The organism is Rhodococcus oxybenzonivorans (assembly GCF_003130705.1).
Taxonomy (GTDB): Bacteria; Actinomycetota; Actinomycetes; order Mycobacteriales; family Mycobacteriaceae; genus Rhodococcus_F; species Rhodococcus_F oxybenzonivorans.
This window is the reverse complement of record NZ_CP021354.1, coordinates 559,763-575,813: the sequence shown is the minus strand read 5'-3', so window position 1 is coordinate 575,813 and position 16,051 is coordinate 559,763. Positions and strand designations below refer to the sequence as shown.

General features: G+C 66.8%; 17 protein-coding genes, 1 tRNA gene and 1 other RNA gene. 11 read left to right on the top strand and 8 right to left on the bottom strand.

Annotated features, from left to right (window positions below):
* Positions 1-10: 10 nt before the first annotated feature.
* On the bottom strand, positions 11-703 hold the full coding sequence (locus tag CBI38_RS02905) for a hypothetical protein (RefSeq protein WP_109326225.1): 693 nt from the start codon (positions 701-703) through the stop codon (positions 11-13).
* A 65-nt stretch (positions 704-768) separates the two neighbouring features.
* The gene (locus CBI38_RS02900; RefSeq protein ID WP_109326224.1) at positions 769-3,006 is read right to left on the bottom strand and encodes a DNA polymerase III subunit gamma and tau; all 2,238 of its coding nucleotides are present in this window, start codon (positions 3,004-3,006) and stop codon (positions 769-771) included.
* Positions 3,007-3,227: 221 nt separating this feature from the next.
* On the opposite strand from CBI38_RS02900, the gene CBI38_RS02895 reads away from it, so the two are divergent.
* Positions 3,228-4,589 carry an ammonium transporter gene (locus CBI38_RS02895; RefSeq protein ID WP_109326216.1) on the top strand — a complete coding sequence of 454 codons (1,362 nt, stop codon included), beginning with the start codon at positions 3,228-3,230 and terminating at the stop codon, positions 4,587-4,589.
* Positions 4,590-4,592: 3 nt separating this feature from the next.
* Here the strand turns inward: CBI38_RS02895 and CBI38_RS02890 are convergent, their stop codons facing one another.
* On the bottom strand, positions 4,593-5,186 hold the full coding sequence (locus CBI38_RS02890; protein ID WP_109326215.1) for an HhH-GPD-type base excision DNA repair protein: 594 nt from the start codon (positions 5,184-5,186) through the stop codon (positions 4,593-4,595).
* Between the two features lie 266 nt (positions 5,187-5,452).
* Here CBI38_RS02890 and CBI38_RS02885 point away from each other — a divergent pair, with 266 nt between their 5' ends.
* Both CBI38_RS02885 and CBI38_RS02880 read left to right on the top strand, forming a co-directional pair.
* Positions 5,453-5,725: a hypothetical protein gene (locus CBI38_RS02885; protein ID WP_109326214.1), complete on the top strand. Its 273-nt coding sequence runs from the start codon at positions 5,453-5,455 to the stop codon at positions 5,723-5,725.
* An 86-nt stretch (positions 5,726-5,811) separates the two neighbouring features.
* Positions 5,812-6,648, top strand: coding sequence for a DUF1206 domain-containing protein (locus CBI38_RS02880; RefSeq protein WP_109326213.1), 837 nt, complete (start codon positions 5,812-5,814; stop codon positions 6,646-6,648).
* Positions 6,649-6,675: 27 nt separating this feature from the next.
* Here CBI38_RS02880 and CBI38_RS02875 read toward each other — a convergent pair whose 3' ends face one another.
* Positions 6,676-7,974, bottom strand: a complete 1,299-nt coding sequence (locus CBI38_RS02875) for an aspartate aminotransferase type Ic (RefSeq protein ID WP_109326211.1) — start codon at positions 7,972-7,974, stop codon at positions 6,676-6,678.
* Positions 7,975-8,014: 40 nt separating this feature from the next.
* Positions 8,015-8,113, bottom strand: an RNA gene (gene ffs, locus CBI38_RS02870) — signal recognition particle sRNA small type.
* A 115-nt stretch (positions 8,114-8,228) separates the two neighbouring features.
* Between ffs and CBI38_RS02865 the strand changes: the two genes are divergently transcribed.
* The 4 genes from CBI38_RS02865 (at position 8,229) to CBI38_RS02850 (ending at position 10,788) form a co-directional block, all read left to right on the top strand.
* Positions 8,229-8,723, top strand: coding sequence for a hypothetical protein (locus CBI38_RS02865; RefSeq protein WP_109326210.1), 495 nt, complete (start codon positions 8,229-8,231; stop codon positions 8,721-8,723).
* A gap of 60 nt (positions 8,724-8,783) precedes the next feature.
* A tRNA-Ser gene (locus CBI38_RS02860) sits at positions 8,784-8,871 on the top strand.
* Positions 8,872-9,016: 145 nt separating this feature from the next.
* The gene (locus tag CBI38_RS02855; RefSeq protein ID WP_109326209.1) at positions 9,017-9,973 is read left to right on the top strand and encodes an alpha/beta hydrolase; all 957 of its coding nucleotides are present in this window, start codon (positions 9,017-9,019) and stop codon (positions 9,971-9,973) included.
* A 164-nt stretch (positions 9,974-10,137) separates the two neighbouring features.
* Complete coding sequence (locus CBI38_RS02850; protein WP_109334818.1) at positions 10,138-10,788, top strand: YoaK family protein; 651 nt, start codon at positions 10,138-10,140, stop codon at positions 10,786-10,788.
* Here the strand turns inward: CBI38_RS02850 and CBI38_RS02845 are convergent.
* Positions 10,763-11,278 (bottom strand): COG4315 family predicted lipoprotein, encoded by a 516-nt coding sequence (locus CBI38_RS02845; protein ID WP_109326208.1) that lies wholly within the window; start codon positions 11,276-11,278, stop codon positions 10,763-10,765. The genes CBI38_RS02850 and CBI38_RS02845 overlap by 26 nt on opposite strands.
* A gap of 157 nt (positions 11,279-11,435) precedes the next feature.
* Here CBI38_RS02845 and CBI38_RS02840 point away from each other — a divergent pair, with 157 nt between their 5' ends.
* Genes CBI38_RS02840 through CBI38_RS02830 form a run of 3 tightly spaced genes read left to right on the top strand, consistent with a single transcriptional unit; the run spans position 11,436 to position 14,380 of the window.
* Positions 11,436-12,245 (top strand): helix-turn-helix domain-containing protein, encoded by an 810-nt coding sequence (locus CBI38_RS02840; protein WP_109334817.1) that lies wholly within the window; start codon positions 11,436-11,438, stop codon positions 12,243-12,245.
* Entirely contained in the window at positions 12,242-12,802 is a 561-nt protein-coding gene (locus tag CBI38_RS02835) for a TIGR03086 family metal-binding protein (protein ID WP_109326207.1), read from the top strand. Before CBI38_RS02840 ends, CBI38_RS02835 begins: the two co-directional genes overlap by 4 nt.
* Positions 12,803-12,841: 39 nt before the next feature.
* Positions 12,842-14,380 (top strand): metallophosphoesterase, encoded by a 1,539-nt coding sequence (locus tag CBI38_RS02830; protein WP_109326206.1) that lies wholly within the window; start codon positions 12,842-12,844, stop codon positions 14,378-14,380.
* A 66-nt stretch (positions 14,381-14,446) separates the two neighbouring features.
* Here CBI38_RS02830 and CBI38_RS02825 read toward each other — a convergent pair whose 3' ends face one another.
* Both CBI38_RS02825 and CBI38_RS02820 read right to left on the bottom strand, forming a co-directional pair.
* Positions 14,447-15,019: a winged helix-turn-helix transcriptional regulator gene (locus CBI38_RS02825; protein WP_230990068.1), complete on the bottom strand. Its 573-nt coding sequence runs from the start codon at positions 15,017-15,019 to the stop codon at positions 14,447-14,449.
* Entirely contained in the window at positions 14,955-15,359 is a 405-nt protein-coding gene (locus CBI38_RS02820; protein ID WP_109326205.1) for an alpha/beta fold hydrolase, read from the bottom strand. The genes CBI38_RS02825 and CBI38_RS02820 overlap by 65 nt, the downstream gene beginning before the upstream one ends.
* A gap of 76 nt (positions 15,360-15,435) precedes the next feature.
* On the opposite strand from CBI38_RS02820, the gene CBI38_RS02815 reads away from it, so the two are divergent.
* Positions 15,436-16,050, top strand: a complete 615-nt coding sequence (locus tag CBI38_RS02815; protein ID WP_109326204.1) for a TetR/AcrR family transcriptional regulator — start codon at positions 15,436-15,438, stop codon at positions 16,048-16,050.
* Position 16,051 lies beyond the last annotated feature (1 nt).

Genomic DNA, 16,051 nt, shown 5'->3' with positions numbered 1-16,051 from the left:
CGAACGAGTATCACTCACGCAGGGAGGGTGCGAACGCGAATCCCACCGCACTGACCAACACCCACAGCGGTCCGGTGAACCCGGCCATGTACTGCAGGGGTGACACGCCGATGAGGGCAGTCACCAGACCGAGGACCAGACTGACCCAGCCGATCCACCGGGGCCCCGCGTGTGCGCGTAGCAGCGCGGCAGCAACCGCCAGCGCGCTGACGCCCGCGCCCGCCCACAACCACGGGATCGTCCCCATCCAGTGGGCTCCGATCACCGCGAACTCCGGCACCAGCTGATCCGTCTCACCGAGGCCGAACACCAGCTCCGTCGTCAGGCCGGTCCCCAGCAGGCACGCCGCCGACGTCAGGACCAGACCGAACGCCGCAACCGACGGAAGGATGCTGTCCGCGGGTAGCGCCGCCCGTAGCCGTTGAGCCAACCCGGCTGCGAAGACGAGCAGGAGCAGCGCCGTGGTCATGATCGACACGTGCATCACGAGGATGCTGGTTCGCTGTCCGGCGAGGTGGTTCATGATCGCTACCGCGTCACCTGCCGACGACTCCGCATAGACCGCGTCGATCGACATGCTCGCCTGGATGCCGAGAATCCCGGCCGCCCCGGCCAGAATCCCGACATATGCCCACCACCGGCCACGTCGTGCAGCCGCCGGGACCTCGTTCTGCACGCCCTCAGGAACATTCACTGTGCTCATGGAACGAGAATCGGTTACCCGGCGTCCCGGGCACCAGGGGCCTGTGTCCCGAACCAGCGGGACGATCAGCCCTCGAGTTTCCTCGCCCCGAGCATGTCCTTGAGCAATTCGAACGCAACGACCTCCGGGTCACGACGTGTGGACGGATCAGCGGGTTCCGCCGCCTCGGCGAACATCTCCTCTTCGTCTTCCGGGGTGGTGACAGGAGGGGTCGCGGATTCGTAGTCGATCGGGGGTGCAGGATCGTCGGGATAGTCGGGTGCCTCCGGCGGCGGAATGTCGTCGTCCGGCTCGGACGACGAACGAGGCTGCGGCCGAGCGATTTCTGCGCCTGCAGCCCGCGGCTCCGACGACGGTGGAGTTGCACGCTGTGCGGTCTTGTCCTGGCTGGGCCGCGAGAATCGCGGTGTGCCGGCCGGTCGGGTAGGTGCCGAGGCGACCTTCGTGACCGGCGGCGGCGGGGGTGCCGGAGCGCCCGCCTGATACTCCACTTCCCAGTCGCCGCCGAACATCTCGGCGAGCACCTCCGCGATGACCTGCGCGTTGTGCGGTGAGGCGATGCGTGCGCCCAGATTGGGAACGGGATGCGCGAGGATCAAGCGATTGCCCTGCACGTCGTGCACCGTCGCCGCCGACAGCATCGCCGGAAGAATCTTGTTCCGCTGGCTCACCTTCTCGCGCAGGCTGTTCCATGCCTCTCGCAGTGCAGCGGCGTCGGGGCCGCCGGGCGCGTCCGCTTGCGCCGCGACCTCGGGAGCCGGGGTCGCATCGGGTTCGGTTACCGGTTGCGGCGTCGGTTCCGGCTCGGGGACGGGAGCGGGCTCGGGCGCCGGAACCGGGGCGGGCTCCGGCGTCGGCTCCGGAACGGGAGCAGGCTCGGGCGCCGGAACCGGGGCGGGCTCCGGCGTCGGCTCCGGAACGGGGGCAGGCTCGGGTGTCGGCTCGGGCTTCGGAACGGGGTGTGGCGCCGGTTCGGGTTCGGGTGGCGCAGGCACTGTCTCGGCCGCCCTCATCGAGGGCCGCTGAAACTTGAGTTCGGGCTGCGGGGACGAATTGGCCTGCGCCGCAGGATCTGCCGTCGAACCGTTCTGCGCCGCGGGCGCCGGGTTCGGACGTCCGGCTACCGCAGGCGCCGGTGCCGTACCGGCCGGGGGAAGTCCCCGCTCGACTCGCTCGAGTCGCTGCAATACCGCGGACTCCGCGTCGGACGCCGACGGCAGAAGCATGCGGGCGCACATCACTTCGAGCAACAGACGTGGGGCAGTGGCGCCGCGCATCTCGCCGAGCCCGGCGTGGATCACCTCCGCGTATCGGGTGAGCGTTGCCGGTCCGATCCGCTTCACCTGTGCGCGCATGTGCTCGAGCACATCGCCGGGTGCGTCGACCAGGCCGCGCTCGGCGGCGTCCGGCACCGCTTGCATAAGGATCAGGTCGCGTAGACGCTCGAGAAGGTCGACGGCGAACCGCCGCGGATCGTGGCCGGCGTCGATGACACGGTCCACGGTTCCGAACAGCGCAGCGCCGTCTCCAGTGGCCAGTGCGTCGACTGCGTCGTCGATGAGTGCCACATCGGTGACACCGAGGAGCGCAAGCGCACGCGGGTAGGTCACCCCGTCGTCGCCCGCACCGGCCAGCAACTGGTCGAGGATGCTCAGCGAGTCTCGCGGAGAACCGCCGCCCGCACGGATGACCAGCGGATATACGGGATCCGCCACCGGAACGTTCTCCTGCAGGCAGATTTTCTCGAGCAGCCCACGCATAGTCGACGGCGCCAGCAACCGGAACGGGTAATGGTGGGTACGCGAACGAATGGTCGGCAGCACCTTGTCCGGCTCGGTGGTGGCGAAGATGAAGATGAGGTGCTCCGGCGGTTCCTCGACGATCTTGAGGAGGGCATTGAATCCGGCCGTCGTGACCATGTGGGCCTCGTCCACGATGAACACCCGGTACCGCGACTCCGCGGGTGCGTAGAACGCGCGGTCGCGCAGCTCCCGCGTGTCGTCGACACCACCGTGGCTGGCGGCGTCGAGTTCGGTGACATCGAGGTTGCCGGAACCGCCCGGTCCCAGAGCCACACAGGAGGGGCACTGACCACACGGGGTGGACGTCGGGCCTTCGACGCAGTTGAGCGAGCGCGCGAGGATGCGGGCAGAGGACGTCTTGCCGCAGCCACGAGGACCGGAGAACAGATAGGCGTGGTTGATCCGTCCGGCATCGAGTGCGGTGCTCAGTGGTTCGGTGACGTGCTCCTGCCCCACCACCTCGGCGAAGGATGCGGGTCGGTACTTCCGGTACAGGGCCACGCGGAAAGACTACCGGCGGACCCCGACAGGTCAGGTACGGGTGGTCGGGTCCACAGCCACACCCGATCCGTCGTCGCCACACCCGTCACTTCACACCCGGCACTCGTCGAATGAGTGAATTGCGTAACACGTTCGCAACGCGTCGGCAGCACACCCGAAACGGGTCACGGTCATCGTGACTTTCCGCGCACGGTTCCGTCCGAGCGTGTGAGGAGAATGTCGTGCCTGCAATCGACGCCGGAGCAACCGCCTGGCTGCTGATCAGTACCGCGCTGGTCCTGTTGATGACCCCGGGTCTCGCCCTGTTCTACGGCGGGATGGTGAGATCCACCGGTGTCCTGAACATGATCATGATGAGTTTCGTGTCGATCGCCCTGGTCACCGTGGCATGGCTGGTGGCGGGATACTCCCTGATCTTCGGTGACGACATCGGCGGCGGCCTGATCGGCGGCTTCGAGCATCTGGGGATGGTGGGTATCGACCCCACCACGGTTCACGGGCAGGTTCCCGAGATCCTCTTCGCGACGTTCCAGCTGACGTTCGCGATCATCACCGCCGCGCTGATCAGCGGAGCGATCGCCGACCGCGCCAAGTTTTCGGCATGGATGGTTTTCGTCCCGATCTGGGCCCTTCTCGTGTATGCGCCCGTCGCCCACTGGGTGTGGAACCCGGACGGCTGGATCGCGCAGTTCGGCGCCCTCGACTACGCGGGCGGGCTGGTCGTCGAGATCGTCTCCGGTGCGTCCGGCCTCGCGTTGGCCCTGGTTCTGGGCCCGCGCCTCGGCTTCCGCTCGGAATCGATGCGCCCGCACAACCTGCCCCTGGTGCTGCTGGGTGTCGGGCTGCTGTGGTTCGGCTGGTTCGGTTTCAACGCAGGCTCCGCCCTCGCCGCCGACGGCACCGCGGCCGCAATCTTCCTCAACACCCTCGTCGCCGGCTGCACCGGCCTGCTCGGCTGGCTCCTCGTGGAACAGAAGCGAGACGGACACCCCACCACATTCGGCGCTGCGTCTGGTGTCGTCGCCGGCCTGGTCGCGATCACGCCCTCGTGCGGAACGGTGAGCATGCTCGGCGCGTCCGTCGTCGGGGCGGTCGCCGGTGTGGTCTGTTCGTTCGCCGTCGGATGGAAGTTCCGCCTCGGCTACGACGACTCCCTCGACGTGGTGGGCGTCCACTTGGTCGGCGGCATCGTCGGCACGATCCTGATCGGCCTGCTCGCCACCGAAGTGATGACGGGCGGTGCGGAGGGCCTCTTGTACGGCGGCGGCTTCGCGCAACTCGGCAAGCAGGTAGTAGCCGTGGTCGTCGTCGCCCTCTACGCCTTCGGCGTCACGTACGCGCTGGGCAAGCTCATCGACCGCGCCTTCGGGTTCCGGGTGAGTGCGGAGGACGAATCCTCGGGAATCGACCTGGCCCTGCACGCCGAATCGGCGTACGAGCACGGCGTCCTCGGCCACGGACCTGGAGGCGGCGTCCTCGGTCACGGACCGGGAGGCGGCGGTCAGGGCAACAGCGTGTTCCCGTGGATGCACGAGAGCGAACGCCGTCGGCACCTGGACGAGGAACGGAAGGACTCCGAGTAGCGGCTACTTCTTCTTCGCGGCGGCTTCCTTCTTCGCCTCGGCCTTGGCGGCCTTCTTGAACTCGCGGACCTCGTGCAGGCTCTTCTCGTCGACGACGTCTGCGATCGACCGGCGGGAACCGTCCGTACCGTAGTCGCCGGCGGCTTCCCGCCAGCCCTTGGGTTCCACCCCGATCTGCTTGCCGAGCAGTGCCAGGAAGATCCGCGCCTTCTGGTCGCCGTAGCCGGGCAGCGCCTTCAACCGTTTCAGAACCTCTTTGCCGTCGGGATCGCCGTCGGTCCACAGCGCTTCGACGCTGCCGTCGTAGTTCTCGACGAGAAACGCGCACAGCGACTGGATGCGCGTGGCCATGGAACCGGGGAACCGATGCACCGCGGGAGTCTGTGCACAGACGGCGGCGAATTCTTCCGGATCCATCTCCGCGATGCGATGCACCTCGAGCCCGCCGAGACGATCCGCAAGCTTCTGCGGGCCCGCGAACGCCGTCTCCATCGGAACCTGCTGATCGAGCAGCATTCCGATCAGCAGGGCAAGGGGGTCACTCGCCAGAAGTGCGTCCGCCTCCGGATCACCGACGAGATTCAACGTGCGTGCCATGGGGTCGATCCTGCCACCACGCCCATCCGGCCGGGAGTCAACAGGTTCGATACCTGAGTTGTCCACAGAGTTGTCCACAGCACTGCATTACTCGCGCGTAGGGTTTTATACCGGTCCCGTCACAGCGCCCGTCCGGCCCTGCCTTCTACGACGGGTCGTGGTCACGGTGGAGGGGATGTGTATACGAAAGCAGCCCTTATCGTTCGTCGGTCATGCGGGAATGTGCATATGATCCGAGGTATCCGCCGAGCGAGAGGGTGAGAGCAATGCCCGACAACACGAGCGAGAAGAAACCGGCGCCCGCAAACGTCGCTGTGGGTGTGCGGGTGCTGGTACGCCGGCAGTCCGAGGAGGCACAGACCGGTCACGTCATCGAGGACTACGCCGCGTTGACCGACGCCGAACGTGGGCACGAATGGGCTCCCGCGCATCGATGGGCAATCGCCCTCGACGACGGACGCCTGGTTTTCGCCGACACCGACGACCTCACCATCGATCCCGGCGCACCCCAATCCGGGACGCGGCCTCCGCGCCGCTGACCACACCGCGTGTCGGCGCGGCCGTTGCCGGGTACCTCTAGGTTCCAGGGACTGCGGTCCAATGCGCGCGACCCGAAGGACACCCGATGGCCCCGAACGAAGCCAACCGAGCCGGCGGATTCAGTGGAGCGGTCGATCGTGCGACAGACAGCACCACCTTCGAACGGGTTGCCCGTGCCGGACACGTGATGAGCGGATTCGTTCATCTCCTGGTTGCATACATCATCATTCAGCTGGCGTTCGGCAACGGTGGCGACGCCGACCAGTCCGGGGCACTGGGCACGCTGGCTTCCAAACCGGGTGGCCGGTTCGTCCTGTGGGTAGCCGCGGTGGCGTTCGTCGCAATGGCTCTGTGGCGGCTGGCCGAGACCGTGCTCGGACCGCATGTCACCGAGGGATCGCAGGGTGATCCGGAAGGTCCCTCGTTAATGGACCGCGCGAAGGCGTTCGGCCTGGCCTTGGTCTACTTCGCTTTCGCTTTCTCGGCGGTCCAGTTCGCCCGCGGCGCCGGGAAGTCGAGCGGTCAGCAGAATGCGGGACTCAGCGCTCGGCTCATGGAGTCCGGGGCTGGCAAGACCCTTCTCATCGTGGTGGCTCTCGTGGCCATCGCGATCGGCGGGTATCACGTCTACAAGGGAGCGTCGAAGAATTTCTGCGACGATCTGAAAGGCCAGCCCTCGAAGCTCGTGGAGCCGCTCGGTGTCATCGGGTACGTCGCGAAGGGTCTGGTGATCGCCGGCGCGGGAGTCCTCGTGATCGTGGCCGTGTTGAAGTCCGACCCTTCCAAGGCCACCGGACTCGACGGCGCAGTCAAAACCCTCGGCTCGGCGCCGTACGGTCAGGTGCTTCTGGTCCTCGCCGGACTGGGCATCGCCGCCTACGGTGTGTACAGCTTCGTGATGGCCCGCAACGCCCGGATGTAGCCGAGCGCACTCCTAGGACTGCGACGACTAGGAGTGCGATCCATCGAGACGCGCCTCGGTGGCCGCGAGGAGAACGCAGGTCGCGACGCCGTTCATCGCCTTGCCCAACTCCTCGGTGGACGGGAAGCTCGGCGCCAGCCGAATGTTCTTGTCCTCGGGGTCGATGCCGTACGGAAACGCGGATCCGGCAGCGGTGAGCGCGATACCCGCGTCCTTCGCCAGGGCGATCACCCGCTTGGCCGTGCCCTCCACGACGTCGAGGCTCACGAAGTAACCACCCTTCGGCTCCGTCCACGACGCCACCTTCGACGCCCCGAGACGGTCCTCGAGGATCTTCAGCACCAGCGCGAACTTCGGTGCCAGGAGCTCACGGTGCTTCTCCATGTGCGCCCGGACACCGTCCGCGTTGCCGAAGAATCGCAGGTGACGAAGCTGGTTCAGCTTGTCGGGACCGATACTCTTCTTGCCGAAGTACTTCTGATACCACGCCAGGTTCTCGGTAGAGGCACCGAGAAAGCTGACACCGGCGCCCGCGAACGTGATCTTCGACGTCGACGCGAACACCAGCGGACGGTTCGGGTGGCCGGCCTCGGCGGCCATGCCCAGGATGTCCAGCGACGGCGCCGTCTCCCCGAACAGCGGATGCACCGCATAGGCGTTGTCCCAGAACAACCGGAAATCCGGGGCTGCGGTGGGCATCGTGGCCAAAGTCCGCGCCACTTCCTCCGAGTACACGACACCGGTGGGGTTGGAATAGTTGGGGACCGCCCACAAGCCCTTGATCTGCGGGTCTCCTGCCACAAGCTTGGCGACGAGGTCCGCATCCGGGCCGTCCGGTCGCATCGGCACCGGAATCATCTCGATGCCGTAGGACTCGGTGATCGCGAAGTGGCGATCGTATCCGGGCGCCGGGCAGAGGAACCGGACCTTGGGCTCCTGCGACCACGGTCGCGGAGAATCGGGATTTCCGTGCAGCAGCGAGAACACCACCGCGTCGTGCATGATCTCGAGGCTCGCGTTGTTTCCGGCGAGGAGATTTTCGACGGGAATGCCGAGCAACTCGCCGAAGATGGCCCGCAGTTCGGGCAGCCCGGCGAGGCCGCCGTAGTTGCGGCAGTCGGTGCCGTTGCCGTCCCGGAAGTCGCCGTCACCCGGCAGCGTCAGAAGCTCCGCCGACAGGTCCAGCTGTTCGGGAGAGGGTTTGCCTCGGGTGAGATCGAGCGTGAGCTTCTCGGTCTTCAACTGCGCATAATTCGCAGTTTGACGCTCGTGCTCGGAAAGTAGTTCCTCATGGCTCATCAACCCGATCTGGGTCTGGTTGGGCATCAGGAGCGGCCTTTCACCGACGTGATGAGTCGGGTATGCGAAAGATAGGGAACCCCGCGCACCCGGCAGAGCCCGTTGACCCTTGCTGCCTTCCGGCCCTGGGGGAGTTCACAGGATGCGCGCCGCGCGGGATCCACCACAGAGTGTAGACGGCCCCGAACCGCCGCAGGGATCCACCCCGGAACCGGGGCCCGGTGCTACGGTCGCCACCGCATTCGGCCACCTCGGGCCGAAAGACCGATGGGATTTGAGGGATGTATAGGAGAAGGGCCGCGCGGGCGGTGGCACTCGGCAGCGTCGTGGCGGCACTGTCGGCGTGCGGAGGGGGCGACGACGAGCCGACCTCGGACGACGCAGTGCGCTGGGATGCGGTGGACCCGTGCACGTTGGCCGACGTGGCAACGCTGGACCCGTTGCTGACGGCCGACGTCGGCAACGGCACGCCGGTCGAGGCCGACGAGCGTCGCAGCTGCACGTGGGGCCGGCCCGAGACGCTGAACACCGTGACCGTCACCACCACAGATTCCGCCGCCCCCGACAAGCCCCTGCGCATCATCGAGGTGCTCGGAAACGAAGGTCGCGCCCTCGCCGAGAGCAAGTACCAGTGCATCCTCGAGTTCACCACCGACTCGGGCACCCTCCTGATCGACACGACTTTCGGCCTGGACGCCGTCGCGGACCCGGACACCTCGTGCAACCGGTCAGTGCCGCTGGCCGAACACTCGCTGACCCTGCTGCACTGGGCGTAGAACCGCGCTTTCACCTGGCCGTTTAACACCGAGGCGGGGTCGTTGGGTATGCTCCTCCACGGAGGATTCGCCTAGTGGCCTATGGCGCTCGCCTGGAACGCGGGTTGGGTTAACGCCCTCAGGGGTTCAAATCCCCTATCCTCCGCCACAGGAACCCCTGTGAACTGCTGAAAAGCGGTTCACAGGGGTTCTTTTCGCTTCACATCCAGGCCTTCTTGAATACGCAGAGTAGTTATCTTCCTGTTATCGTTCGTGGCGCAGTGTGTGTCGGTACGAGATAAAGGGACAATTCCATGGCGATTCGTCGCACCCGCGCGTTGATCGTGGGCCTCGTCGCAGTGTTGGCGTCGGGCCTCGCATCCGCTTTGACCGGAGCCGGCATCGCCCATGCCGACTCGGCCCTGATCTCGGTGTATTCACCCTCTATGGACAAGCACATTCCCGTGAAGGTGCTGAAGGCCGCGGGCGGTGGTCCTGCCCCTACCCTGTACCTGCTCGACGGGCTGCGGGCACCGGACGACAACAACGGCTGGCTGATCGAGACCGACGTGGAGAGCTTCTTCGCCGGCAAGCACGTCAACGTGGTCATACCGTTCGGCGGCGGCGGCACCTTCTACTCGGATTGGCAGCGCGACGATCCCAAGCTCGGCCGCGTCAAGTGGGAGACCTTCCTCACCAACGAGCTGCCCCCGGTGATGGCGTCGCAGTTCGGCAGCGACGGGGTGAACAACGCCGTGGCCGGTCTGTCGATGAGCGGCACCTCCGCGCTGAACCTCGCCATCCATCGTCCCGACTTCTACAAAGCGGTCGCCTCCTACAGCGGATATCCGACGGCCAGCTCCCCCGGCTTCGCCCAGGGCATTCAGGTTTCCGTCGCCCAGATGGGCGGCAACGCGTCGAACATGTGGGGCTTCTGGCCGTCACCGGCGTGGATTCGCAACGACCCGCTGCTCAACGTCGGCGCCCTGCGCGGCAAGTCCGTCTACATCTCCTCCGGTGCAGGCGCGGCGAGCGATCCCACCGTCGACCCGGACAGCGATCACTTCGACCCGGTGAAGTTCTCGCAGACCGTTCCCCTCGAGACCGCCGCCGGCCTGAGCAGCAGGACCTTTGTCCCCGCCGCGCAGCGCGCCGGCGCCAAGGTGCAGACGCGCATCACCGATGAAGGCCTCCACACCTGGAACTACTGGCAGGACCGGCTGCACGAGTCCTGGGCCGGCACGATCGCGCCCGCCCTCGGCACCTCCTGAGCCGAGCGTTCCCCTCGCCTGACCTTCCACCACAGTGGCCCCCGATCTCGGATCGGGGGCCACTGTGTTTTCCCGTCACTGTGTTTCTACGCAAATGAGTTTCTACGCCACAGTGTTTCTGCACGGTGTTGGATAGTGCTGTGCCGATCGACGACAGCAGGCGGATGCTCACCCTCGCCGTCGTTCTGTCCGTCCTGGCCGGATACGTCGACGCTCTCGGATTCATCACCCTCGGTGGGTTCTTCGTCGCGTTCATGAGCGGCAATCTCACCCGCTTCAGCGTCGGATTCGCCGAAGGAACCTGGGCGCATGCGCTGACGGCCGCCGCCGTCATCGGCGTGTTCGTCCTGGGGACCGTGCTGGGTGCAACGATCGTCCACCTCGCAGACCGGCGGAACCTGCCGGTGAAGAGCACCGTGCTCGCGGCGGTGTCGGGCCTGCTCCTCGCAGGGTCTCTCGCCGCGAGCCTCGATGCGAGCACGGTGGCTGTCGGTGCCATGCTGCTCGCGATGGGGGCCGAGAACTCCTTCTTCCAGCGCGATGGCGAGGTGACCGTCGGACTCACGTACATGACCGGTGCCCTCGTAAAGATGGGGCACCGACTCGCGGCCGCCATGTTCGGCGGCTCCCGCTGGGCGTGGCTACGTCACTTCGCGCTGTGGATCGGGCTGGTGGCGGGCGCGGTGACGGGCACCCTCGCCCACCGCTGGGTCGGATTGGACGCCCTGTGGTTCGCGGCGGTGCCGGCCACTGCGCTGACCGTCCTCGTCCACCGGACGGTTGACAGCGCTACTCGCCGCCGGCAGTCGTCGTGACAGGGTTACCCGAGGAGTCGAGGGTCCACCAGACACTGCCCACGGCTTGTCCGAACGCGTCCCCGGGCTCGTTGTCGTCCTTGTAGCGGTACACCGGCCGCCCGTTGACGGTCAGCTGGTGGGTACCGTCCGCCGCCGGGATGGTGTCGACGACGACCTCCTGCAAACCCTGGACGACAGGATTCTCGGTGACGCTGGTAACCGGCGGCCATGATTCGAGGCAGGGGCCACGGCACGAACTCGCGCCCGACCCGACCTCGTCGTTGTCGTACACATAGACCGTCATCCCACCGGTATCGACAACCACTTCACCGATGGTCGTCGGGCCCATCTTCAGGACGGGTTCACTGGGGGACGCAGGTGGCGATGTCGGAGTCGGCGACACGGGTGCGTTCCCGCCCGTATCGCCGGAGTCGGTGCTGTCGTACGCGCAACTCGAGAAAGCCAGGCTGACGGCGGCGATTGCGGCCAGCGCCCATGTTCGTCTCATGGAGTCCTCGTTCTCTGTGACGGCGGTATGGCGGGCCTCCGGGGAACCTCGACGGACCCGTGCCTACAGTTCACCTCGAGTTGTCCGCCGGTGCGGGCAGTTTCGCGTGATGCCGCGACAGCGGCAGATGTCGGTGCGCGTGACTACGCTCCCTGTCATGGGCTGGTACACGCCGACCTCACCGTCGTGCGACCTCACCGACACCCTGGTGTGCGGTTGGTCGGCGCGCACCGAGGGCGAGCACCTGCTGGTGCCGGACGGTTGCATGGACATTCTGTGGATTCGCGGGATCGGCATCCGGCTCTGCGGTCCCGAAACATCGGCCTGGTCGTTCACCCTGCCGCCGGGCACCGAATCGGTGGGCGTGCGTTTCCGGCCGGGCGCCGCTTCGCCACTGTTCCGAACCCCGGCGTCCGAGGTACGTAACATCCGCGTCGGGCTGGGCGACGTCCTCGGCTCGAGCTGGGAACGAGCACTCACCGACCGGCTGGACAACGCGGCGGGAAGCGACGAGCGAATCACGTTGTTCGAGAACGCCGTGCGATCCTTGCGCGGCAGCCGACGCGAAGCGGATCCGCTGATCGGCCACGTGCGCCGGGCGCTGGCTCGTCACTCCTGGACCGTGGGCGCGCTCGCCGACGCCACGTCAGTCACCGAACGGCAACTACAGCGGCGGTGCAACGACGCGTTCGGATACGGCCCAGCGACCCTGCGCGGAATCCTGCGGCTTCAACGGTTCATGGCGCTGGCCCAGTCCGGAAAGCGAAGGAGCCTGGCCGAACTCGCCGCCACCTCGGGTTACAGCGATCAGGCGCATCTGTCCCGCGAGTGCCGCCGGATCTCCTCACTGACCCCCTCCGACCTGCTTGCGAGCGAGGCACCCGGCTGGCACGGCAGCGCCTCCGTCGTCGATGTCGGAAATGTTCAAGCCCTCGACCGCTTCGGAGGGGAAGAATCGGCAGCATGACTTCGACAACGGACACCCCCGCCGCCCATTACCGAGATCTGGCCGAGAAGTTCACCGCTCGCGTCGAATCCGTGCCCGCCGACCGGTGGAACAATGTGTCGCCGTGCGAGGGCTGGACCGCCCGCGACCTCCTGCGCCACGTAATCGACACCCAGCGGTACATCGTCACCGTGGTCGACCTCGAGCTGCCCGCCGGACCTTCCGTCGACGAGGATCCGACCGCCGCGTGGGCGGCCACCCGCGACGGCATGCAGGACATCCTCGACGACCCCGAGCGCGGAAGCCGCGAATACGAAGGACACTTCGGCCTCACCACCCTCGCCGACACGGTCGGCAGCTTCTACTGCTTCGACCTGGTGGTCCACGGATGGGACCTCGCGCGGGCCACCGGGCTCGACGAGACGATCCCCGCCGATGACCTCGCGTGGGTACGTACCGTCGCCGAGCAACTGGGCGACAACATCCGTATGGCAGGTGTATGCGGGCCGGCCGTCGAAGTGCCCGCGGACGCGGACGAGCAGACCCGACTTCTGGGCTTCCTCGGGCGCAAGGCCTGACGATCGGCGCCGTCCCGGCCACACTTGTAACCTCAGGTCATGAGTGTGCCGGGCAGGTTAGCCACGTTGATGGCCGTGTCGCTGGTTGCCGGTGTGCTCAGCGGCGACGGGGTCGCCGGAGCAGAACCGGAGCCGCGCGGCGCCCAGGGCCTGGCGTCGCGCGGGCTGCTCAATTCGACTCCACTGCACTCCGCGGTCATGTTCGCCGGCATCACCGACGACCTCACGCCGTCCGGTCGTGTGCCCGGTGACGAATCGGACCGCACATCGGCCACCACCCACCGCTTCGACGAGTACCCGTACATGCGATACGAGGTCACGTTCGCACCGGGCACTCTTGCCAACGAGGTGGTCTGGGAGGGCCGTTCGGTCAACCTCGACGACGTGGCACTGCACGTCTGGGATGAGCAGGCGGGCAGCTGGGGTGAGCCGGTGGCCACCGCGCGACCCGACGTTCCGGGCGGTCCGGTGAGGCTGAGCACCCGCATCGAGGGTGCCGATTCGGCCCAGATCCTCGTGATCGACAGTCCACGCCGCGACCGTTCCTTCCGCGATGCCAACTCCGAGGCCGACCAGCAATTCGCAGATCCGGCGTCCTACGACTTCGCAATTCAGCACATCACCGACACCCAGTACGTGTCCCGAGACAATCCCGCGGTGTTCGACAGCATGACCCGCTGGACGGCCGACAATGCCGCGGACCGGAAGATCGCGTACTCGATGCACACCGGCGACCTGGTCCAGAGCTGGATTCGGCCGGGCGCGCCCGACACTCGCGCCCGCCCCGAATTCGAAGTGGCGGACAATGCGATGTCGAGGCTGGAAGACGCCGGCATCCCGCACGGCGTCCTGCCCGGCAATCACGACAATCTGTGGAATGTCGGCGGCCGCCTGATCCCGGGCGAGCATGAGAAGAACCACGCCCTCTACAACGAGTTCTTCGGCCCGTGGCGATACCGGGACAGGCCGTATTGGGGCGGGTCGGTGACGGACACCGACAATTCGGCCCATTACGACCTGCTCGACCTCGCAGGTGCGAAGTTCTTGATGCTGTACATCGGCTACAACCCGCCCGAGCGGGTACTGCAGTGGGCGGAGGACGTTCTCGCCGCGCACCCGGATCGCAATGTGATGATCGGCAGCCACTACTACCTCGACGAGGACGGCTCCCTACGGATGAGCGGCTTCGGCGACATTGGCGGAAGCGCCGGACAGCAGATCTGGAACCGGCTCGTCGTGCCGTTCGACACGGTGTTCCTCGTCCTCGCCGGACATGTCGACGGGCAGACGACCGTTACCGACAGAAAGGTCGGGGACACCGACCGCACCGTGGTGGAATTGCTCGCCGACTACCAGAACTTCCGGGTCGACAACCGCCGGGAGACCGGTTTCCAGCGGCTGCTCCAGTTCGACCTCGACGGCGGCACCCTCGCCGTGACGACGCACTCACCCGCGTTGAACAGTTTCCGCGTGGAAGATTTCGACCCGCAGCGACGCTACGAGCCCGGTGACGGTGATTTCGTCACCGATGTGGAGTTGCGGGCCGACATGCCCCGCGCCGTCATTCCGGCCACCTGACATGCACGTCGGACTCGAGGCGCACGTCGATCATCCGGGTCCCACTCCTACCCCATCGCGCGCAAGCTAACCGGCAGCAAGGGGGGCTGTTCGTAGTCCGGGCCCCGGCAGTTCCAGTTCGGTGCCGGAAACAGTCTCGCCCCACTGCCCGCACACCAGCTCGGCGTGCAGCTGACCACCGCACTCACGGTGCCGGGTCAGCCGCGGTAGGCCGTCCGGCCCCGACCGGTGCCGGTCGCCCCAATGCATGAGTCCGACCACCGGCGTGCAGAGTTCGAGGCCGACCGCGGTGAGCCGGTACTTGAAGCGAGGCGGACGCTGCTGATACTCGACGCGCTCCAGCACACCCGCCTCCACCAACCGCTCGAGCCGGTCGGTGAGCACGTTACGGGCGACGCCCAGGCTGTCGCTGACGCCGAAGATGATCCGCACGGGACGGTGGAAATGCTGCAGCTGGCGGGCCTTGAACCGCCGGGAAACCACCTGGCCGAGCATGCCGGAGGTGTGCCGCCAGAACGCCGGACGTGACGCGCGAAACTGCTCGAACAGCTGCGGGACGAGTTCAGCTCGTGCGTCACCGTCGCGGATGAATGAGCCCACCTGGTAGTGGAAGAGGCGCCGCTCGAGGTCGGGTCGCATCGCCGACAGCCGACGGGCGACGGGCGACGGGCGACGGGCGACGGGCGATCGGGCGATCGCGTTGAGCCCGGGAGTCGAGTACAGCACGATGGCATGTGGCCCGTCGAAGGCCGATCGTCCACTCGTAGTAGGTGTTGAGCAGGACCAGCTCCTCGACCCGCTCAGGGTTCCGCAGCGCCCAGTCGATGGCCGGCGGACCGGACGCGTCGTGCGCGACCAGTACGACTCGCTCGTCCGGCAAGTTGTTGACCACCACGTCGATGTCGCCGACCTGGTTGGGGTAGACCGTGCACCCCATCGGTGTGATCTGTTTCCGGCCTACGAGCAGCGCTGAACCCATTGGTCACACGCGACACTTTGCGACACAGGGGCACCTGACATGTGTATTGATTCAATACGCAAGTAATGTTCTATCCATGCGCGAACGCCGATACTCCTCGACCAGTCCAGAGCACCTCGCGGCAGCCCTGTTCGATGTCGCGGCCCAGGCAGGCCTCGAGGGTGCCAGCGTGCGGGAGGTGGCCAAGCGGGCGGGCGTGTCCATCGGCGCCGTGCAGCATCACTTCTCCACCAAGGACGAGATGTTCGCCTTCGCCCTGAGGACTCTCGTCGACAAATTGCTCACCCGTTTGGCGGACGTGGATCAGGACGGCGAACCCGCCCGCGGCCTGTTCTCGGCCTTGTCACAGCTACTTCCGCTCGACGAGGCCAGGTCCCGTGAGGCCCACGTCATGGCCGGGTTCGCCGTCCGTGCGGCCACCTCGGCCTCGCTCGCCGAGATTCGCCGCACGACCCTGTTCACCATCCGTACCAAGCTGTCCGCGGTGTTGATCGGCATGGGCGTCCACGAGGCCGAAACACGCGCGGCGTTGCTGCTCGCCGCCGTCGACGGCCTCGCGCTCCATGCGCTCGGAAGCCCCGGCCTGTACCCGCCGGAGTACCTCGAGCACGCCCTCGACATCCAGATTGCCATGGTTCTGCAAGGCGCCGAGGTCGTGCCGACGACGTCGGCGATCGAACTGGCCAGCTGAC